Raw genomic sequence first — 20,095 nt, 5'->3', positions numbered from 1 at the left:
CTAAGCTGGATCTGAGGCCGAGAGCCAGGGCCTGCGAGGGGAGTGGCGCGGTGACCAGCACTCGCCCGTCCGGTAGGGCCTGTCATGTCGTGATCGTCGGCGTGCTGTTCGCGGGGGCGCTGGTGGGGTGCGCGCAGTCGGGCGCCGACACCTCGAGCACGGGCGCCCAGCCGGCCGCCGCGGCCGCCGCGGCCGCCGCCGCTGGCCCGTCGCCGACGGTGCCGGCGCCGGCGTCAACGCCTGCTCCGACCGGCGGGACCGGCACGACCGGCGGGACCGGGGCGGGCTCGGCGGCCACGCCCGGAACCGCCGCCACCGGGCCGGCCGCAGCGTCGACGGGGCTGCCCGTCTCCGGTCTGCCTTCGGTGGCGCCGTCCCCGGTCTTCCTGGGCGAGGCGTGCATCCCGGATCTCGATGTCGAGCCCGCGATGGCCGTCAACGGCCTGCTCCTCTACTGCGTTCCGGCACCGGAGCCGAAGGTCGCGGGGGCACAGGTGGGCAGTTCCGGCCGTTGGTCCCCCGAGACGCCCTCGCAGTCGGCGCAGGCCGGGCCCCAGCCCGGCAGCGAGTGCGACCCCGACGACGTCGGGAAGATCGTCCAGGGTGCGGGCGGGCGGCCGGTGTCCTGCCTGCGCGAGTCCGACGGCGGAATGCGCTGGGCGGACGTCTCCTGAGAGACGTCTCCTGACGGGCGTGGGTGCTCAGGACCGGCGCCGGCTGCCCACGACCGTGCGCCAACTCGTCAGGCCGACCAGCGCCAGCCCTGCCGCGGTGGCCAGCACTCCGAGCCCGCCGACCACGCCACCCTGGGTGACGGCGACCGCCAGACCACCGACGAGCATGATCACTCCCAGGCCGGTGGTCACCCGGTGGCGGTGGCGGACGGCGTCGTCGACAGCGGCATAGAGCAGCCGGGTGATGGTGCGCACCACGAAGGCGGCCGGGCGGAAGGGCCACGGCAGCGCGTGCAACGACGCCAGCCAAGCGGTCAGCACGGCCAGGGTCTGGGCGACCAGGGAGACGAGAATCCGGCTGTTCGGCCGGTCGGTCAGCCGCTCGTCCGCGACGTGGCAGAGCCGCAGCACCCGGTCGGTGTCGGCGGGATCCACCCGGTCGACGGCCGGTTCCGCGGAACCGGCAGCCCCGTCAGTGGCAGCCCCGTCAGCGGCAGCCCCGGCACCGGCAGCACCGGCGGAACCGGCGGCTTTCGTGGGCACCGCGTCGAGGAACTCCCGGTTCCGGCCCACCGCCGCGCCCGTCTCCCTGATGTCCGCGCGGACCGCGGTGGCGACGCTCACCAGCTCACCGGCGGCGATCTCGCGCTGAATGCCGGCGGCGACCCACGCCGCGGTCTCCGGCAGGACGGGCGGTACCGGGGCAGCCGGGTCGTCGAGCCAGGCCAGCTCGGCCAGCACCGGCTCGGTCACCGGTGTCGACGCGATCGTCGACAGCACCGCGACGAACCCGGCGAGCCAGCTCTCGCCGGCGGCGGGGTCACCACCCGCGCGCTCCACCGCCAGGTCGCGTAACCAGACAAGTCGCCGCGGGTCGAGCAGGATGCGGACCAGCCAGGCGGCGCCGTCCAGGCGACCCCACATCCAGTCGTTCGCGCGCCAGGACGACTTCGCGAACGCTCCGAAGGAGCCGAGCGCGAGACCGGTGAGCTTGTGATGCGCGTCGGAGCGGGCCGGATCGAGATCGCATCGGATGTCCGAGCTGACCTGGACCAGCTCGACCGGCTGGTCGATGACGTCGGTACCGGTCAGCGTGCGGGTGACGAGGTGGAGGTCGAGCAGCGCGATCGCGGCCCGCTCCCGGTCGGCCGGGAGGTACCTGATGAAGTCCCGCAGCCCCTGGGCGGCTCGCTGACGCCGGGCTGCCAGGCTCAGGCCGGTCCGACGGCCGCGTGGTGGTGGTGGCGCTAGCAGCGCGGCCGACACCAGCCGGCCGTCGGCCACCGCGGTCCTCGGCCGGTCGCCCGGAGCGTCGCCGTTGCCGTTGCCGTCGCTGTTGCCGGAGCGGGCCACGATCCGGTCCAACAGGCCGCGCAGGCTTTCGGCGAGCGAGCTCAGCGTGCTCCAGGCGAGGGTCAGATCGGTTCTGCTGGTCTGCGCGTCGCCGGCGCCGCGCAGCCAGCGCCTGGCGGCCTCGGCGACAACCGCGTCCGACGACGCCCCGGCGAGGTCGCGCAGGGTGTGGCGGACCACCGTGAACGCGCCCCTGTTCGCGGGCGTCGACGGAAGCGGGAGCAGCTGGGCTCCGGCCTGTTCCCGCGGCGCGACGACGGCGCCGTGCACTCCCCGGGCGATGGCGCTCAGCGCCCGGCGTTCGTCCGGATCCGTCGTCAGGACGTAGCCCTCGTTGATCATGGAGATCAGCGTGCCCTTGACGGCGTCCACCGCGGGACGGCCCAGCCGCCACAGCTCGCCGAGGTCGCGCGCCCCCGGCAGTCGGTCGGGAAACTCCGCCGTCGCCGCGTTGACGGCCGCCAGCCGGAGCTCGGCGCGTCCGCGAGCGTCGGCGAGCCGCCGGGCCGCGTCGGCGGGTACGGCGTCCGGCGGGGTCGGGGCGGTGAGCGAGTCGATGACGATCCGGTCGAACGTGTCGATGACGAGGTCCGCCGCGCGGTCGGCGATCTGCGCCCGGTAGGTGGTGTAGACGTCCTGGTCGGCGAGTCGTGGCCCGCCGGCCGGGGCGAGACGGGCGAGCCGGCGCCGGCTTGTCCGCAGCCCCCGCACCGCCTCGTTGTGCGCACTGATGCGGCGCAGGTCCGTCGAGATGGACTGGTTCAGCGCCGCGCTCAGCGCACCGAGCAGGGTGTCGACGGCGGACGGGGGGGATCTGTCGGCTGGTTCATCGGCCGCGTCGGCGGCGTCGGCGGCGTTCGCCCCGTCGGCCCCGTCGGCCGGCGGGTTCGGTGCCGGCACCACATACGTGAGCACACGGCGGACCTGCCGCCCCCGCGTGGGCCGGTCGAAGATCTCCTGCAGCGCCGGCCCGAGCGGACGGTTCACGAGGATGCCGCCGTCCGAGCCGTGGAAGTCGCCGGCCGCGTTCACATGGTCGGCCATGTCGGGATGAGCGCTGTCCGGCGAGTTCCGGACCGGGATGTAGGCCGGTTCGAAGGCGCCGGGGAAGGCCGCGCTGGCCCGGGCCGCAAGCGCGAGGCGGGCCGCGCCCTCGGGATCGGCGAGGTCGTCCTCCCCGAAGACGAACAGACCACGGTGGTCGCGGTCGCGGACGAGACCGCCGAGATCGTCCGGCCAGCGGCTGGTCTCGCCGCGAAGGATCGTGGTGGTGATGAACACCGAGGTCGGCCGGATCGTTCGCGCCGAGTGGGCCCGTGGTCCGTGGTTCGAGACCGGCGTGCCGGTCCCCGGGCGCGGGTCGAGGCTCTGCAGCGCGCTGCGCAGCGCCGGAAGCATGACCTCGTCACCGCGCAGCAGGGACGGGAAGCTGTGCGCGTCGGGCCGCCGCATCAGCTCACGCAGCGAGCCGAGCTGGATCCACAGGTCGCGCAGCGGTCCGAGGTCGGTGTCCTGCACGTTCGCGTAGCCCAGCAGTGCCACGTTGATGCCACCCGCCGAGGCGCCGGCCAGGACGTCCACCGAGACCTCGAGGTCGAGGGCCGCCAGCAGGGCGGCCCAGCGGGTGGCGACCGCCGTGTCGGTGACGGACCAGTCACGGGCACCGGCGACGGCGGGGTCATCCTGGTGAGCCCGTGCGGCGGTGAGGAGATTGATCTCGCGCGCGACACCGCCCATCCACACGGCCAGGCTCGCCCCGCCGGTCATCACGACCGCGAGCCGGATCTCCTGCGTGGTCCCTTCGTCGAACTCGTCCGTGTGCTCTGCGTTGCCCCCCGTCATGGTCGCAAGAGTAGACGTACCGGAAATGGGTGACACGGTGTGCTTTCGCAGATCTGCGGCCGACTGTGTGCCCCCTGGCTGTTTCGTCCTGGGATCTTCTTCCCGTGATGGTTACTCGCGGGTAGCATGGGCATCACCTACCAGCGAGTAACTACGTCCGCGCCGCTCATGATCAGGCGGTGAGGTCGAGGGGAGGAACCGTCCATGGGTCACTACCGGAGCAACCTTCGGGACATCGAGTTCAACCTGTTCGAGGTGTTCGGCGTGGACCGGGCGCTCGGGACCGGGCCCTTCGCGGAGATGGACCGCGACACCGCCCACGAGGTCCTGGCCGAGATGGAGCGGGTCGCCTCCGGCCCGATCGCGGAGTCGTTCGCGGACGCCGACCGGCACCCGCCGGTGCTGGACGCCGCCACCGGCGAGATCACCCTGCCCGAGTCGTTCCGCAAGTCCTATCAGGCGATCCTCGACGGCGAGTGGTTCCGGCTGTTCCTCCCGCCGCACCTTGGTGGCATGGGCGCCCCGCCCACCATCGCCTGGGCGTCCGCCGAGCTGATCCTCGGCGCGAACCCGGCCGTGTTCATGTACATGGCAGGCCCGACCTTCGCCGCGATCCTGGAGAGCATCGGCACCGAGTGGCAGAAGAAGTTCGCGCGGTGGGCGATCGAGCGGCACTGGGGCGCGACCATGGTGCTGACCGAGCCGGACGCCGGCTCCGACGTCGGTGCCGGGCGGGCGAAGGCCATCGCGCAGCCGGACGGGACCTGGCACATCGAGGGTGTGAAGCGATTCATCACCAGCGGTGACTGGGACGTCCCGGAGAACATCTTCCACCTGGTGCTCGCCCGTCCCGAGGGGCACGGCCCCGGCACCAAGGGCCTGTCGATGTTCCTGGTCCCCAAGTTCATGCCGGACCCGGAGACCGGTGAGCTCGGCGCCCGCAACGGCGCCTACGTCACCAACCTCGAGAAGAAGATGGGCCTGAAGGTCTCCGCAACCTGCGAGCTGCGCTTCGGTGAGCGCGAGCCGGCGATCGGCTGGCTGGTCGGCGACGTGCACGAGGGCATCGCCCAGATGTTCCGGGTGATCGAGTACGCCCGGATGATGGTCGGGACGAAGGCCATCGCCACCCTGTCCACCGGCTACCTCAACGCGCTGGAGTTCGCCCGCGAGCGGGTGCAGGGCGCGGACCTGCCCCGGTCGACGGACAAGAGCGCGCCGCGCGTCACGATCATCCACCACCCGGACGTCCGCCGGATGCTCATGCTGCAGAAGGCCTACGCCGAGGGCATGCGGTCCCTGGTCCTGTTCACCGCGACGTACCAGGACGCGGTGGCGCTCGCCGCGGCCCGCGGCGAGGCGAACGAGGCCGCCGAGCGGATGAACGACCTGCTGCTCCCGATCGTCAAGGGAGTCGGCTCGGAGCGCTCCTACGAACTGCTGGCAACCTCGCTGCAGGTGTTCGGCGGCTCCGGCTACCTGCAGGACTACCCGATCGAGCAGTACATCCGGGATGCGAAGATCGACACCCTGTACGAGGGGACGACCTCCATCCAGGGCCAGGACCTGTTCTTCCGCAAGATCGTCCGGGATCAGGGGCAGGCGCTGACCTCGCTGTTCGGCCAGATCCAGGAGTTCGTCAAGGGCGACGCGGGCAACGGCGCCCTGCGCTCCGAGCGGGAGGCGCTCGGAGCCGCGCTGGAGGACGTCCAGGCGATGGTGACGAAGCTGGTCGGCTTCCTCACCAAGGGCGCCGAGGACCCGGCCCAGGTCTACCGGGTCGGTCTGAACACCACCCGGCTGCTGATGAGCCTGGGTGACCTCATCATCGGCTGGCTGCTGCTGCGCGGCGCGGAGGCCGCTCTGGTCGGCCTGGCGGGCTCCTCGTCCGAGCGGGACCGTGCCTTCTACGAGGGCAAGGTCGCGGCCGCTCGCTGGTTCGCGGCGGATGTCCTGCCCGAGCTGCACACCCGCCGGACGACGCTGGAGAAGACCGGTCTCGGGCTGATGGAGCTGGCCGAAGAGGCCTTCTGATCCGCTTCCGCCGGTTCGTCTGATCGCCGATCCGCCCGTGGTGGCCTGGTGCCACTGCGGGCGGATCTTCTTCGTCGGCCGCTGCCATCCGCTACCGGGCCGCTGCTCCGGAGCAAGAAGTGAAGATTACGGCTGCGACAGCAACCGAAACCCCCACTTCTTGCGGATCACCAGGGATCTTTTGTGCTGTTTGTAGTCATTTGCGCACGTTTTTGGTGCTGCAGACGGCGGTGGCGGCCGATGTGGGCAGATACGCGCAAGGTGCGGCTATGGCGGCCGTTTCGGGGTAGACGGGCCCCATGGGCATCCCGCTGAGTCTTCTTCTTTTTGCCTTCGGAGCCGTGCTCGCGTTCGCCGTGAACGCGGATCCGTCCGGTCTCGACCTGACCGCTGTAGGCGTGATCTTCATGATCGTCAGCTGTGTGGGGCTGGCTGTCACGCTCTACCGCGACCAGTGGCGCCGCCGCCTGGTAGAGGAATCGATCGACCACGGGACGCCGCCGCCGGTCAGCCTCGACGACGCGATTCTGGTGGATCCGACCATGCAGGTCGAGGCGCCGCCGCACCAGGACCCGATCCACCCTGGGGCCGGCGCCACGATCGCCACCGGCCACGAGGCCGCCGCCGCGCGCGGGGACCGGTTTCGGCCGCTGCGCTGAGGGCCCCGCCGCCAGGCGGCGGGCTGGGCTCAGGTGGTGCGCAGCGGCGGGAAGGCCTGGTCGAGCTCGTTGCGCATGTCCCGCTTGAGAATGTCGTCAGCTTCGGAGGACGACTGCCCCTCCAGCAGGAACCGGGCCACTCGAAGCGTCAGGTCCACCCGCTCGGCCAGGTTGAGCGCCCCGTTGAACCGGCCGCTGGTGCTGGCGGAGGTCAGTACCTTCGCGACGAACTCGTCGGCGGCCTGCAGAGCCTCCACGCGCGTCATGCGTTCACCTCTTCGTGGCGGAAGTCGAGCCGGATGCCGGGTGTGAGGCGCAACCGTACCAGGAGGGATACCTGTCTCCGTTGTGCACCCCTATGCGTCCGTTGTTCCCGAGGGGGTGTATGAGGCGATGCGCGAAGTTCAGGGCCCTCAGCTCCAGGCCAGGGCGACCACGGGATCGGCGAGCATCGCGCCGACATCGGCCAGCACGGCCGACCCGAGCTCGCCGTCCACCACCCGGTGGTCGAAGGTGAGGGCGAGCTGCGCCACCGTGCGTACGGCCAGTTCGCCGCGGTGCACCCAGGGCGTGGGCCTGATCGCGCCGAGCGCGAGGATCGCGGCCTCACCCGGGTTGAGTACCGGCGTGCCGGTGTCCACACCGAAGACGCCGATGTTGGTGATGGTGATGGTGCCGCCCGAGAGGTCGGCCGGGCGCAGCCTGTCCGCCCGGGCGGCCTCGGTGAGCGACTGCAGGGCACGGGCCAGCCCGGGGAGGTCCAACGACCCGGCGTCGGGGATGTTCGGGACCACCAGACCGCGCGGCCCGGCGACCGCAATGCCGAGGTTGATCTCCGGCCGCACCCGGATCTCCGCGTCCTCGCCGGCGGCCCCGTCAACCCAGGTCGCGTTGATGAGCGGGTGGCGCCGGACGGCCGTGATCAGAGCCTTCGCCACGAGCAGCAGCGGTGTGACCCGAACTCCGGCGAAGTCGGGCAGCGCCGTGATGCGTTCCCTCGCCGCCACGGCCTCCGTGACGTCGACGCTGAGGAACTCGGTGGCGTGCGGCGCCGTGAACACGCTGGCGGCCATTGCCCGTGCCATGGTGCGTCGGATGCCGGTGACCGGGATCCGCCAGGCACCGGTGGCCGGGTCGAAGCTGGCGTCGTCCGGGATTGCTCCCGGCACGCGTCGTGTGGGCTCTTTGTGTCCGTTCGGCGCCGGGGGTGCGGCGGGTACCAGGGGTGCCGAGGGTGCCGGTGGTGCCGAGGGTGCCGCGGAGGCGAGGCCGACCGCGGCAGCCGCTGTGCCCCGCGCCGCTGCCGATTCGACGTCCGCCCGGCTGATCGAACCCGCGGGGCCGGTGCCGACGATGAGGGAGAGGTCCACACCCAGATCACGAGCGAGCTTGCGCACGGGTGGTTTCGCGGCCGCCCGGCCCAAGCGCGCCGGCGATGCGGCTGTCGCAGGCGCGGCTGCCGTTGACGCTGCGGGCGCGCCGCCGTTCGCGGACTCGTCGCGCTGGCGACGCCGACGGCGGCGCTCCGGCTCGGAGCTGCGCGGACCATAGCCGACCAACATCGGGGTGCGGCCCGTGGCCATCGACGGTCGGCCTGCGGCGCTGCCTGGCCCGCCGCTGCCTGGCCCGGCGCTGGCCGGCGCGGTGGTGGCGTCCCCGGCCTCCCCGGAGCGGGACTCCGGCAGGGATGCCGCCGGTGGCCCGTCCAGCGCCCCGGCCGACGGCTCGTCGCCCGGGGCGTCGATGGTCAGCAGCGGTGCGCCGACGGCGAGCTCGCGGCCGGCCTCGCAGTGCCGCTCGACCAGCACACCGGCGAACGGGGAGGGGATCTCGACGACGGCCTTCGCCGTCTCGACCTCGACCAGGGGCTGGTTGACGGTCACGGTCTCGCCGACGTCGACCAGCCAGCGGACGATCTCCGCCTCGGTGAGGCCCTCGCCGAGGTCAGGAAGACGAAACTGTCGATGGGGCACCGGCGATCTCCCTCAGTAGCCGAACGTCCGGTCCACGGCATCGAGGATGCGGTCGACGTCGGGCAGGTAGTGGTCCTCCAGCCGGGCGGGAGGATAGGGGGTGTCGAACCCGGTCACCCGTAGCACCGGTGATTCCAGGTGGTAAAAGGCTTGTTCGGTGACCCGGGCCGCGATCTCGGACGAGAGTGACACGTTGGACGGCGCCTCGTGCACCGCCACCAGCCGCCCGGTGCGGCGGGTCGACTCGATCACCGGGTCGAGGTCGAGCGGTGACAGCGAACGGAGATCGATGACCTCCAGCGAGCGCCCGTCCTCCTCGGCGGCGACGTCGGCGGCGTCCAGGCAGGTGCGGACCATCGGCCCGTAGGCGACCAGGGTGGCGTCCTGGCCGGAACGGACCACACGTGAGGTACCCAGATCGGTGCGCAGATCTGCCGGGAGGTCGGCCAGCGGTGTGGTGTCGACCTCGCCCTTCTCCCAGTACCGGCGCTTGGGCTCCAGGAAGATCACCGGATCGTCCGAGGCCACCGCCTGTTGGATCATGAGATGGGCGTCCGCCGGGCTGGAGCAGGTGACGACCCGCAGCCCGGCGGTGTGGCAGAAGTACGCCTCAGGTGACTCGCTGTGATGCTCGACCGCGCCGATGCCGCCGCCGTAGGGGATGCGGATCGTGACCGGCAGCCTGATCCGGCCGCCCGAGCGGTAGTGCAGCTTCGCGAGCTGGCTGACGATCTGGTCGAAGGCCGGGTAGACGAACCCGTCGAACTGGATCTCGCAGACGGGGCGGAAACCGCGCATCGCCAGCCCGATCGCCGTGCCGACGATGGCCGACTCGGCCAGCGGCGTGTCGATCACCCGCTCCTCACCGAAGAGCTCCTGTAGCCCGTCGGTGATCCGGAAGACGCCGCCCAGCTTGCCGACATCCTCCCCCATGATCACGGTCTTCGGGTCGGCCTTCATGGCCTCCAGCAGACCGGTGTTCAGGGCCTTCGCCAGGGTCAGTGTGCGGCGGACGCTCGCACTGGCCGTGGGCGCCACAGGGGGAGGCTCCTGGGGGCTGTCGTCAGCGCGGTCGGCGTGACCGTCGTCCGAGGTCCGCATGGTCAGGTCGGTCGTCAATGCAGCGCTCCCCGAAGACTCACGAACGCGGCGCGCTCGGCGGCAACCAGATTGTTCTCCTCAACCTGCACGTGATCGAAAACTGCGTCGCCGGGCGGGTCGGGCAGTGCGAGGCAGCGTGCCCGCAGGTCGGCGGCGGTGGAGTCCGCCTCCGCGGTGATGCTCGCCTCCAGGTCGTCGGTCAGGACGCCCCTGGCACGCAGATGCGTCCGCAGCCGGTCGATGGGGTCGCGTCGACGCCAGGTCGAGAGCTCGTCCGCCGGCCGGTAGCGGGACGGGTCGTCGGCGGTGGTGTGCGGATTGATCCGGTAGGTCAGTGCCTCGACCAGCACCGGACCGGCTCCCGACCGGGCCTGGCGCAGGGCCCACCGGGTGACGGCCAGGGTGGCGAGCACATCGTTGCCGTCCACCCGCACGCTCGGAAAGCCGAAACCGCGGGCGCGCTGGTAGATCGGCACCCGGCTCTGTCGCCGGTACGGCTCGGAGATCGCCCACTGGTTGTTCTGGCAGAAGAAGACCAACGGCGCACCGAACACGCTCGCCCAGCCGAAGGCCTCGTTCACGTCGCCCTCGCTGGACGCACCGTCGCCGAAGTAGGAGATGACCGCGCCCTCGCCGCCGTCGCGGGCGACGCCCATCGCGTACCCGGTGGCATGCAGCGTCTGCGAGCCGACGACGATCGCGTAGAGCGCGAAGCCGTGCTCGGCCGGATCCCAGGCGCCGAGCGAGGTGCCCCGGAACAGCCCGAACAGCTTGAGCGGGTCGACGCCCCGGCACCAGGCGACGCCGTGTTCCCGATAGGACGGGAAGGCCATGTCGGCGGGTTCCAGAGCTCGCCCGGAGCCGACCTGGGCGGCCTCCTGGCCACGCAGGCTCGCCCACAGCGAGAGCTCGCCCTGGCGCTGCAGGGCCGTTCCCTCGTCGTCGAGGCGACGCACCACGGTCATGTCTCGCAGGAGGCCGACCAGGTCATCGTCGGTCACCTCGGCGACGAACGCCTGGTACTCGGCCTCGGGACCGGTTCCCGAGGTGGTACGCCGGCCATCCGGGGTGAGCAGCTGCACCAGCTCCTTGACATCTTCCCCGTCCTGAAGGCCGGTGATTCCCGCCCTCGCGGGCGGGTTCTCCTGCTTCATCGACAGACGCCTCCCTGTTCTAGGAACGGGGTGGTCTCACTCCGTCTCCACAGGCTGACACCGTGAGCCCCACGGCCAGAATGTTGCGCGCCGCGTTCACGTCCCGGTCGTGCACCACACCGCAACGGCAGGCCCACTCCCGAACATTCAACGGCAGAACCTCGACCTGTGCCCCACAGGACGAGCAGGTCTTCGAGCTCGGATACCAGCGGTCGACGGCGATGACCGTCCGGCCGTACCAGTCGGCCTTGTACTCCAGCATCCGCCGCAGTTCCGACCATGATGCGTCCGAGATCGCCCGGGCAAGTGAACGATTCCGGACCATGTTCCGCACCGCGAGGTCCTCGATGACCACCGTTTGGTTCTCGCGGATGATCCTCGTGGACAGCTTGTGGAGATGATCTCGGCGCCGGTCGGTGATCCGACCATGAACCCGGGCGACTTTCAACCGCGCTTTGGCCCGGTTCGCCGAGCCCTTCGCCTTGCGGGACAGCGCCCGCTGCTCCCGGGCGAGGCGTTCCCGATCCCGCTGCTCGTGCCTCGGGTTCGGCACCTTCTCCCCGGTCGACAGCGTGACCAGTGAGGTGACCCCGGCGTCGATCCCCACCCGTCCCACCGACGCCGGCAGCGCGGAGATCGACTCCTCGACCAGGATCGAGACGTGGTACTGGCCACGGCTGTTCCGGGACACCGTGACCTGGGACGGCACCGCACCAGCAGGCAACGGACGAGACCACACGACGTCCAACGGCCGGTCGTGCTTCGCCAACGTGATCCGACCATCCCGGAAGGTGAAACAGTTCCGGAAGTAGGTCGCGGAGTCGGTGGTCTTTCCTTTCTTCTTGAACGTAGGATAGTCGGACCGTTTCTGCCAAAAGTTCACGTACGCGGTCTGCAGGTGCCGAAGCGTCGCCTGCAGTGGGCCCTTCGACGGCTCGGCGAGCCAGAGCGTGCCCGGTTCGCGTTTCCACGTTGTGAGCATTTTGTCGATTTCGGCATGACTGATCCGGCGCTGCTCCCCGGCCCAGACCCGGTGCCGTTCGGCTAGCGCACGGTTGTATACATAGCGCACGCAGCCAAAGGTTTTTGCGAGGTTCTCTACCTGTTTCGGATTCGGGTAGAAACGGTACCTGTATGCCCGCTTCGCCGCCCGACTCGCCATAACCGACAGAATACCCCCCGCGTCTGTCACCCCGACCGCGGAGTTGACGCACTAACCCTGCCCTGGAGGACGGGGCCTGCGCGCTACCTTTACTGGTCACAACGGCAAACGATAGCCCTCATTCGGGAGGTGGCAACCCGGCGCGGCGACGCGGGCGCACTGGCCGGTCTCTACAAGTGACCATGGACGGTTCGATACGGTGACCGCGTGAGCGACCACGCGAGTGATGCCTCCGCCTCCGCACCTGTGTCCGCCCGGCCGCCGGTCGAGGCGCGGCTCGGCAAGGTCGGTGTCTGGAGCGGCCAGTTCGACTTCTCGCCGGCCGGCACCGTCCGCGAGGCCGTCGCGGAGCTGGACGACCTGGGCTACTCCACACTGTGGACGGGTGAGGTCAAGGGCCGCGAGGTGCTGGTGACCGCCGGCCTCATGCTCGCCGCGACGCGCCGGATGACGATCGCGACCGGCATCGCGCAGATCCTCGCCCGCAACCCGCTGACGATGACCGCCGGGCAGCTCGCGCTCGCCGAGGCCCACCCGGGGCGGTTCCTGCTCGGGCTCGGTGTCTCGCACGCGGAGCTGATGAGCATCCGCGGCGCGACCTACTCCAGGCCGCTCGGCCAGATGCGGGCCTACCTCGACGAGATGGACCGGATGGCGTCCGAGCAGTACCGGGCGGTTCCGCCGGAGGGCACCCAGCCGCGGGTGCTGGCCGCGCTCGGCCCGAAGATGCTGGAGCTCGCCCGGGACCGCGCGGACGGCGCGCACACCTACTTCGTGCCGCCGGAGCACACGGCGGCGGCCCGGGCCGTCCTCGGGCCCGGCAAGCTGCTGGTGCCGGAGCAGGCGTTCGTCCTGCACCCGGACGCGACCGAGGCGCGGGAGCTGGCCCGCCGCCACACCGGGTCCTACCTGCGCCTGCCGAACTACACCAACAACCTGCGCCGCTACGGCTTCACCGACGGTGATTTCGCCGATGGCGGGTCAGACCGCCTGGTGGACACGATCGTTCCCTGGGGGGACGTCGACGTCCTGCTCGGGCGGGTCAAGGAGCATCTGGACGCCGGCGCCGACCAGGTGGCCGTCCAGGTGCTCGACTTCGACCGCCGCGGGCTGCCTCGGCGGCAGTGGCGCGAGCTGGCCCCGGCGCTGCTGTCGCTTTAGCCGGCGGCCGCCGGCTGCCAAGGTAGTGTGGCTTCCGCTCGGGAATTCTCGTGGGGCGGGAGTCACGAAGATGGTCGGTGGTCGGGGGCGCGACCGACCCAGACCGATCTCCGGTCGTGGTCGACGATTCAGGGAAAGCTGGGGTGTGCCCCTCCTGGGCGGCTCCGTTCTTGCCGCCGTCACCTGCGTGGTCCTGGCCACCTTTGGCCTGCTGGGCGCGGGTGACGGCAATAGATCCTCGGTTGCCGGTGATGGCTCGGTGCGGGCCGGCGCGGTGATCCCGCCGGCCAGCCTGCCCGCCGCCCCCGAATCATCCAAGCCGGCCGAACCGGCCGCGGTCGGAAACGGCCCGCGGCAGCCCACCGGAAATCCGGTGCGTATCGCCTTCGGTGGCGATGTGCATTTCGAGGGGTCCTCGCGGCAGCGACTCACGCAGAATCCGGAAACAGCGGTCGGCCCGATGGCGCAGAATCTCGCCGGCGCCGATCTCGCCATGGTCAATCTGGAGACGGCGGTGACGACGGGCGGCACACCGGCGACCAAGACCTACGTCTTCCGGGCGCCGCCCACAGCGTTCACCGCATTGAGCGGTGCCGGCATCGACGTCGTGAACATGGCCAACAACCACGGCATGGACTACGGGCAGGACGGCCTCGCGGACACGCTGCGCAGCGCCGGCGAGGCGCGTTTTCCGACCGTCGGGATCGGGACCGACGACACGTCGGCCTACGCCCCGTACCTGACCACGGTGAACGGCCAGCGAATCGCGATCTTCGGCGCCACCCAGGTTCTGGACGACGAGCTCGCCACGGCGTGGACGGCTGGTCCCGGCAAGCCTGGCCTCGCCTCGGCGAAGAACGTCGAACGCCTTGCCGCGGCCATCCGTGCGGTTCGGCCCACCGTCGACACCCTGATTGTCTATCTGCACTGGGGAACGGAACGGGAGACCTGCCCCAACCAGGCCCAGCGCAGCCTGGTCGCCCCGCTCGTCGCGGCCGGCGCGGACGCGCTGATCGGCGGGCACGCGCATGTCCTGCAGGGCGCGGGGTGGAGCAGCAACGGTGCCTATGTCGCGTACGGCCTCGGTAACTTCGTCTTCTACGCGTCGGGAACCGGGCCGAACACCGAGACCGGGGTACTCGAGCTGACGTTCCGGGGCCGTGCGGTGACCGCGGCGAACTGGGTTCCCGGTCGGATTGTCGACGGGGCGCCGAGCCCACTGACCGGAACCGCCGGTACCCAGGCCCTCGACAAGTGGAACAGCCTGCGCGGCTGCGCCGGGCTCACGGGCACCGCGCCCTGGTGATCCCGTACCGCCCATTGGGGTAATTCTCCGCTCCTGGACGACCGGCTTTCACACGCTCTCCGGTAACTTGGCCGGCGGGAAGCCATGAAACGTGCTGGATTTTGTTTCTCCGCCGTTTCCGCCGTTTCCGCCGAAGGTCCGCGCCACGGATATCTGCGAACTTCCTCGCCGATGTCCGCCGGCTGTCGGCCGCTGGTTTCCCGCGCCCAGTCCAGGTAGCTACGGGAGCGTCGTGTCGCGAACCGCGCAGCAGCAAAGGCACCGTCACCGTCACCATCACCGCCGCCGGGCGACCGGCCCGCGCCGGAGATTCCTGGCCGTACTCGTCCTTCTCGCCGGCAGTGGCCTGCTGACCCTGGGGGGATCCACCCCCGCGTGGGCGGCGGACACCACCCAGTACGCCGGCGACACCACCCGGGGCCTGGGCGTCGCCGTCCCCTTCGAGGGACTCACGGACCAGAACGGAAACCCCGTGCCGATCTCGGGCGCCGTCGGCGTCGACCTGGTTCTCGGCTCGACCCAGCAGCCCTACCTGCCCTGCCAGAACTACAACCGGGCCACCGGCACCGGCGACACCTACGTCAACGCCTGTCAGGAGCGCGGCAGCTACGCGACCTACACGCGCTTCGCGACCGGCAAGGGCCTCATGTTCCCGCACGGCTACTTCATGGGTGACAGCCAGCCCGACCTCGTCCACGGCGGCACGCTCAACACCAGCTGGGGCAGTCGCACGGCCGGCCTTTCCTTCGAGTTCTACCCGCAGCTCGACCGGGACCCGGAATTCGTCCACTCGCGGTTCTACATCGACGTCTTCGATCACCATGCAAACGGCTGGACGTATTCGGCCTGGGTTGGCCGCATCAAACTGGCAACCCTGAACGATCCGGGTACGGCTCGTGTCGGTGGGCGGCTTACGGACGGCGGCCGTGCGCCGGCGAAGGACCGGGTCAAGTTCCTTATCTTCGGAGGTAACGCCGAGTCCTCGAACGGCTATCCGATCTCGTCGTTCGCCGTCTTCACGAGCTCCGGCGCGTCAACCTGGGACAGCGGTGCCATGTACGCCGGCCCGCAGCGCATAACGGTTACCGACACCGCGACCAACCGTGAGTGCGTCATCGATCTCAAGGGAATCAGCGGGCGCAACAACACCCTCGATCTCGACCTTGCCCAGCCGGGGTTCGGCGCCCCGGGCGCCGTCTGTCACTGACCTCACTGACCAGACCGACCTGACCGCGGGCCGGGCTCACAGCGTCTCTGTGGGCCCGGCCGCTGTGCATTCCGCGCAGGTTCCGTAGATCTCGACGGTGTGCACGACCTCGGTGAAACCCTCCGCGCTCGCCACCGACGACGTCCAGGCCTCGATCTCGGGGCCGGCGATCTCCACGGTGTGACCGCAGTGCCGGCAGACCAGGTGATGGTGGTGCGCTTCGGTGGTGCAGCGCCGGTACACCGTCTCCCCGTCGTCCCGGCGCAGGACGTCCACCTCGCCGCGCTCGGCGAGCACCTGCAGATGCCGGTAGACCGTTGTCAGGCCGACGGACTGGCCCGACAGGCGCAGGCGGGCATGCAGGTCCTGCGCGCTGGTGAAGGCGTTCGTCGCCGCGAGCGCGGAGGACACGGCGTCACCCTGCCGGGTCGCCCGGACGGAGGCGCGCCCCTGGGCGGTGCGCCTGCCCGCGGAGCCCCCGGGCGCACCGGAGCCGGGTCCGTTCGCGCGCTGCTCTGAGGTGCGCGGTTCTACCGCGCCCTGGTCGGACGCTGCTGACGTGCCGCCTGAGCCGCTCGTGCCGCCTGAGCCGCTCGTGCCGCCCGAGCCGCTCGTGCCGTCTACGCCGCTCGTGTCGTCTGTGGCGCCCACCCGGTCGCCTTCCACCTTCGCCACGACATCCACTCTCTCATCTACCCGGCTCGGCTGGAGTACGCGCGAACCGCCCAGTCGTATCCGGGGGCATGACATTGACAACGGTTTTCATTTTGTGCGACCGTGGGTCACGTTGTCGGCGCGATCAGTCGCCATACCGTGCGTCTCACCGGAGGTCCCAGATGTCGTTGACCGTCACGCCCGAACTTGTCGAGGCCGCGAACGCGGACCAGCTGACGGACGAGGAGTTCCTCGCCTGTGTGCGGGCCTCCCTTCCCTTCGCGTACGAGCTGGTCGAGACACTGGCCGCCGAGCTGTCGGCACAGGGCACGGCGCAGGGGCCGGCACAGGTCCCGACGCAGGCTCCCGCCCGCGTGTTCGTCGACAACCAGGTACCGCCGCCGGACGATGCCGCGAGTGGGCAGCTGCTGCGGGCGATGGCAAGTACGTCCATCCGCACCGCGCTCGAGCGGCACTTCGGCGTGGCGTTGGCGTTCCAGAACTGCCACCGGGTCGCCGTCTTCCCGCCGAATGCGGTCGGTAGCCCCCAGCACCAGGCGTTTGTCTCGTCGCGCGCCCAGGTGCTCAACCAGCGCCCGGAATTCGTCAACTGCTGAGACCGGCCCCCGCTGTGTCGAGCTTTCCCTGACAGGCTCCGAACGCGCAGGTTAGGACAGACGCGGGGGCCCTGCCCACGCTCCCGTAGTCTTTCCGTATTGTTTGCGTTCAGTCTGTGCCGATCATGGTTCCGGCACGCCATCGGGTGGCGGGGGTGGAAGTTGGCGGGACGTCCGGTCTGGCTACGGACGGGGTTCCGGCCGATCGCGGAACCGCCGCTGTCGCCGGCGGCGACCGGCGCGGCACTGGTCGGTGCTCTCACGCTCGTCGTCGGATGTGTGCTCGTCGGCGGCTCGGAGGAGCACGAGGTCATGGCGACCGCGGCTCCGGCAGAGGCCGCGTTCGACACCTCGGAGCTGACCAACTGGTATCAGTCCACCCAGGGGCTGCGGGCAAGCATCGCCACGACCGTCGCGGCGGTCCGGGGTTACCTCGAGGCCCAGGACGGCGCCGGGCTTCAGCCGCGGTGCACCCAGCTGGCAGCGGAGACCAAGGCCGCGAACAGGCTGCCTGCCGGCCCGGACCCGCAGGCCAACGGGATGTTCACCGGCGGGATCGAGCGCTACGCGGCCGCGGCGCAGACCTGTGCCCACCTCTTCGACGGGACCCAGGTTCCCCTGCCGGAGCTGCAGTCCCAGCTGAGGACGGCGTTGGCGGACGGCGACACGTCCTGGGAGTCGCTGTCGCTGCACACAGGTCTGCCCCTGGCCCAGGCCGGAAGCTCGACGGTGACATCCGCTGGTTCGGGCGGTGGCACCAGGGCCGCGGGCGGCGCTCCGGCGACGTTGCGCTAACGGCTGTCGCGACCGGTGCCGCGATCGGGTGCGGCCATGTCGCCTGTTCCGGGCGTGCCGTCGGCGAGGCCGTAGCGCAGGTACACAGTGCCGGTCGGGCTGGCCACGGGCGGTTCGAGGAGGGTGACGTTCGTGGGCACCGCGCCACCGTCGAACACCTTCTTCCCGACGCCGAGCATGACCGGGTGCACCCAGAGGTCAAGCCGGTCGAAGAGCTTCTCGCGCAGGAGTGTCTGCACCAGGTTCAGGCTCCCGACGACCTTCACGTGCTCGTGCCGGTCCCGGATCTCCCGCACCGCGCCGGCCAGATCCGGGCCGAGCCGCGTGGACCCGGCCCACGAGAGGTCGGGCCGGCCGCGGGAGGCCACGTACTTCGGGACGCTGTTGAAGAGCGTGGCGATCCCGCCGTCCACGCCGCTCTCCTGGTGCGGCCAGTAGGCGGCGAAGATCTCGTACGTCCGCCGGCCGAGCAGGAGGGCGTCGGTGCCCTCGTACGCGGCCATGACCTGTGCCCCGGCGACCTCGTCCAGCAGGGGCGCCTGCCAGCCGCCGAACGGGAACCCCACCGGGTCCTCGTCGGGGCCGCCGGGTGCCTGCCCGACGAGGTCGAGGGTGGTGAACAGCTCGATGTGGATGAGGCCCATGCCCAGCTCCTGATGAATCCGATGTCTCCGTCAGGAGGTAGACCCGCGGCGGCCGGCGGACTCATCGCTGGCGGCGGGCTGGCAGCGGGCCAGGACCCGTAGCGTGCCGGTCAGCTCGAAGTCCTGGGTCTGGGTGGGGCACCACCCGCGCTGGCGGGCCTCGTCCAACGCACGCTCGGTGCCCCGCCGGTCGTAGGCGAGGACGAACATCAGGACATGGCTGTTCGGTCCGGGAGCCTGGCGGCTCAGGGCGCGGTCGACGCCCCCGTCCCCGATCGCGGTCAGGAACACCGTGGCGGAGAGCGGAATCCGCGGTTCCGAGGAACCGGCGGTGCCCGTGGTGGTGACGGCGCCGTCCTGGCTGAGCTCCATGCCGTAGAGCCAGCCGGCGCGGGCCAGCCTGCCGCCGACCAGCACCAGATCGCCCGGCCGGTACAGGCTGCGGGCGGTCAGAGTGGCGTCGACCATCAGGTCGATCGGGCGGCGGTCGGCACGCTCGACCCACATCGGCTTCAGCCCGGTCGCCCCGGCCACCGGGACGGCGAGCGCGGCCAGCAGGATCACCAGGTTCGCCGGGATCAGCAGCTTCGCCACGGCCGACGTCCGGGTCCACCGGGCACGGGCCGGCGACCGGGCGAGAAGCGAGCGGGCGAGAAGCGACCGGGCGAGAAGCGACCGGGCGAGAGTGGCCGCGCCGACCGCCGAGACGATCGTGAGCAGCGGCACGAGGAACGTGTTCGGCCGCACGGCGCCGAAGGGCCAGTACCGCCAGGCACTCGCCGCGAGGACCATCAGCTCCGCGCCGCCGACCGCGACGAGCAGTACCCGGCCGTCCGCGCGCCGGGCCAGCGTGATCGCACCGGTCGCGAAGGTGATCGCGACGGCGCAGCCGAGAACGACGACCAGCGCGTCGGTTGAGTCGGTCAGCGGGTGAACGAGGTTCGGGTCGTAGCGATCGCTCCCGGGCGGCGCGCCTGCCGCTGTCGCGGCGAGCTGGCCGATGACGAAGCGCGCCGCCTCCAGCGGGCCCCGGTCGGCGAGGAAATGGTCGTTCCAGAAGGTGCTGGCCCGCTGGCCGGACTGGTGCGTCACGAACAGCAACGCGTGGGCGCCGCCGATCGCCACCGCCGGAGCGGCCCGGCCGGCCGCACGCACCGTCTCCCCCAGAAGAGCGCGTGGGCCGCGTGACCTGAGCTGCCCGCGGTTGGTCCACAGCGGCCGGGCGGTGTCGTGGACGAACAGCGGAACGATCAGGAACAGGGCGGGGAGCGAGAACACCGCGAGGACGCCCGCGAGCACCCGCCGCCGGATCAGCCGCCGGGTGGGCAGCGTGGAATCCATCCACAGGCCGACCACGGCGACGGCGCAGGCGGCGTCCAGGGTGTAGGGCTTGATCTGGGAGGCGAGGTCGACCATGGTGCCGGCGAGGGTGACCGCCAGTGTCGCCCCGAGGGCCGCGGGCCGGGTGGTGAGGCGGCGGGCCAGTAGCCAGGTGCCCACGGCGAGCGCCACCAGCGGGACGGCCGAGGGCAGCCGCAGCGCCCAGGCGTGCCAGCCGAACACCTCGCCGCACAGCCGGACCAGTGCGAGCGACCCGAGCGAGGACGGTGCGTTCGCCACCCCGAGCTCGGACCAGAAGCTCCCGACGGGCTCGCCGGCGAAGTGCGGGCGCCACAGCTCGTCGTACCAGAGGGGCAGGCGGAAGCGCTGCCAAAGCACCGCCTGCACCGCGACGGCGATCGCGGCGACCCCGGCTACA

At 71.0% G+C, this 20,095-nt stretch carries 17 protein-coding genes; 8 read left to right on the top strand and 9 right to left on the bottom strand.

Annotated elements, in window-relative coordinates; translation table 11 throughout:
- The first annotated feature begins 50 nt into the window (after nucleotides 1–50).
- Nucleotides 51–674, top strand: a complete 624-nt coding sequence (locus AWX74_RS18770) for a hypothetical protein (RefSeq protein ID WP_091278389.1) — start codon at nucleotides 51–53, stop codon at nucleotides 672–674.
- 27 nt (nucleotides 675–701) lie between these two features.
- Here the strand turns inward: AWX74_RS18770 and AWX74_RS18765 are convergent, their stop codons facing one another.
- Nucleotides 702–3,869, bottom strand: a complete 3,168-nt coding sequence (locus AWX74_RS18765) for a patatin-like protein (RefSeq protein WP_091278387.1) — start codon at nucleotides 3,867–3,869, stop codon at nucleotides 702–704.
- Nucleotides 3,870–4,073: 204 nt separating this feature from the next.
- Here AWX74_RS18765 and AWX74_RS18760 point away from each other — a divergent pair, with 204 nt between their 5' ends.
- Both AWX74_RS18760 and AWX74_RS18755 read left to right on the top strand, forming a co-directional pair.
- On the top strand, nucleotides 4,074–5,903 hold the full coding sequence (locus AWX74_RS18760) for an acyl-CoA dehydrogenase (protein WP_091278385.1): 1,830 nt from the start codon (nucleotides 4,074–4,076) through the stop codon (nucleotides 5,901–5,903).
- A gap of 299 nt (nucleotides 5,904–6,202) precedes the next feature.
- Entirely contained in the window at nucleotides 6,203–6,562 is a 360-nt protein-coding gene (locus AWX74_RS18755) for a hypothetical protein (protein ID WP_091278383.1), read from the top strand.
- A 29-nt stretch (nucleotides 6,563–6,591) separates the two neighbouring features.
- On the opposite strand, the gene AWX74_RS18750 is transcribed toward AWX74_RS18755, so the two are convergent.
- From AWX74_RS18750 to AWX74_RS18730, 5 genes are all read right to left on the bottom strand, one after another.
- Nucleotides 6,592–6,828, bottom strand: a complete 237-nt coding sequence (locus AWX74_RS18750; RefSeq protein ID WP_006541825.1) for a hypothetical protein — start codon at nucleotides 6,826–6,828, stop codon at nucleotides 6,592–6,594.
- A 147-nt stretch (nucleotides 6,829–6,975) separates the two neighbouring features.
- Nucleotides 6,976–8,535 carry a dihydrolipoamide acetyltransferase family protein gene (locus AWX74_RS18745; protein WP_091278381.1) on the bottom strand — a complete coding sequence of 520 codons (1,560 nt, stop codon included), beginning with the start codon at nucleotides 8,533–8,535 and terminating at the stop codon, nucleotides 6,976–6,978.
- A gap of 12 nt (nucleotides 8,536–8,547) precedes the next feature.
- Entirely contained in the window at nucleotides 8,548–9,636 is a 1,089-nt protein-coding gene (locus AWX74_RS18740; RefSeq protein ID WP_479724498.1) for an alpha-ketoacid dehydrogenase subunit beta, read from the bottom strand.
- Between the two features lie 14 nt (nucleotides 9,637–9,650).
- The gene (locus tag AWX74_RS18735; protein WP_193209933.1) at nucleotides 9,651–10,718 is read right to left on the bottom strand and encodes a thiamine pyrophosphate-dependent dehydrogenase E1 component subunit alpha; all 1,068 of its coding nucleotides are present in this window, start codon (nucleotides 10,716–10,718) and stop codon (nucleotides 9,651–9,653) included.
- A 91-nt stretch (nucleotides 10,719–10,809) separates the two neighbouring features.
- A complete protein-coding gene (locus AWX74_RS18730) occupies nucleotides 10,810–11,952 on the bottom strand; it encodes an RNA-guided endonuclease InsQ/TnpB family protein (RefSeq protein WP_091278377.1) in 1,143 nt (380 codons plus the stop codon).
- A gap of 246 nt (nucleotides 11,953–12,198) precedes the next feature.
- On the opposite strand from AWX74_RS18730, the gene AWX74_RS18725 reads away from it, so the two are divergent.
- From AWX74_RS18725 to AWX74_RS18715, 3 genes are all read left to right on the top strand, one after another.
- Nucleotides 12,199–13,113, top strand: coding sequence for an LLM class F420-dependent oxidoreductase (locus AWX74_RS18725; RefSeq protein WP_091278619.1), 915 nt, complete (start codon nucleotides 12,199–12,201; stop codon nucleotides 13,111–13,113).
- A 145-nt stretch (nucleotides 13,114–13,258) separates the two neighbouring features.
- A complete protein-coding gene (locus tag AWX74_RS18720; protein ID WP_242666309.1) occupies nucleotides 13,259–14,419 on the top strand; it encodes a CapA family protein in 1,161 nt (386 codons plus the stop codon).
- 232 nt (nucleotides 14,420–14,651) lie between these two features.
- The gene (locus AWX74_RS18715) at nucleotides 14,652–15,626 is read left to right on the top strand and encodes a hypothetical protein (protein ID WP_091278373.1); all 975 of its coding nucleotides are present in this window, start codon (nucleotides 14,652–14,654) and stop codon (nucleotides 15,624–15,626) included.
- Nucleotides 15,627–15,662: 36 nt separating this feature from the next.
- Here the strand turns inward: AWX74_RS18715 and AWX74_RS42075 are convergent, their stop codons facing one another.
- The gene (locus AWX74_RS42075) at nucleotides 15,663–16,376 is read right to left on the bottom strand and encodes a Fur family transcriptional regulator (RefSeq protein ID WP_226932568.1); all 714 of its coding nucleotides are present in this window, start codon (nucleotides 16,374–16,376) and stop codon (nucleotides 15,663–15,665) included.
- A gap of 86 nt (nucleotides 16,377–16,462) precedes the next feature.
- On the opposite strand from AWX74_RS42075, the gene AWX74_RS18705 reads away from it, so the two are divergent.
- Together AWX74_RS18705 and AWX74_RS18700 are read left to right on the top strand one after the other, a co-directional pair.
- Nucleotides 16,463–16,897: an SCO5389 family protein gene (locus AWX74_RS18705; RefSeq protein ID WP_054568774.1), complete on the top strand. Its 435-nt coding sequence runs from the start codon at nucleotides 16,463–16,465 to the stop codon at nucleotides 16,895–16,897.
- A 162-nt stretch (nucleotides 16,898–17,059) separates the two neighbouring features.
- On the top strand, nucleotides 17,060–17,692 hold the full coding sequence (locus AWX74_RS18700) for a hypothetical protein (RefSeq protein WP_091278371.1): 633 nt from the start codon (nucleotides 17,060–17,062) through the stop codon (nucleotides 17,690–17,692).
- Here the strand turns inward: AWX74_RS18700 and AWX74_RS18695 are convergent.
- A complete protein-coding gene (locus AWX74_RS18695) occupies nucleotides 17,689–18,336 on the bottom strand; it encodes a dihydrofolate reductase family protein (RefSeq protein ID WP_091278369.1) in 648 nt (215 codons plus the stop codon). The genes AWX74_RS18700 and AWX74_RS18695 overlap by 4 nt on opposite strands.
- 30 nt (nucleotides 18,337–18,366) lie before the next feature.
- A complete protein-coding gene (locus AWX74_RS18690) occupies nucleotides 18,367–20,055 on the bottom strand; it encodes a glycosyltransferase family 39 protein (protein ID WP_242666308.1) in 1,689 nt (562 codons plus the stop codon).
- Nucleotides 20,056–20,095 lie beyond the last annotated feature (40 nt).

This window comes from Parafrankia irregularis (genome assembly GCF_001536285.1).
GTDB lineage: Bacteria > Actinomycetota > Actinomycetes > Frankiales > Frankiaceae > Parafrankia > Parafrankia irregularis.
Note: the sequence above shows the minus strand (reverse complement) of the source record. Positions and strands in the feature narration are given on the sequence as shown.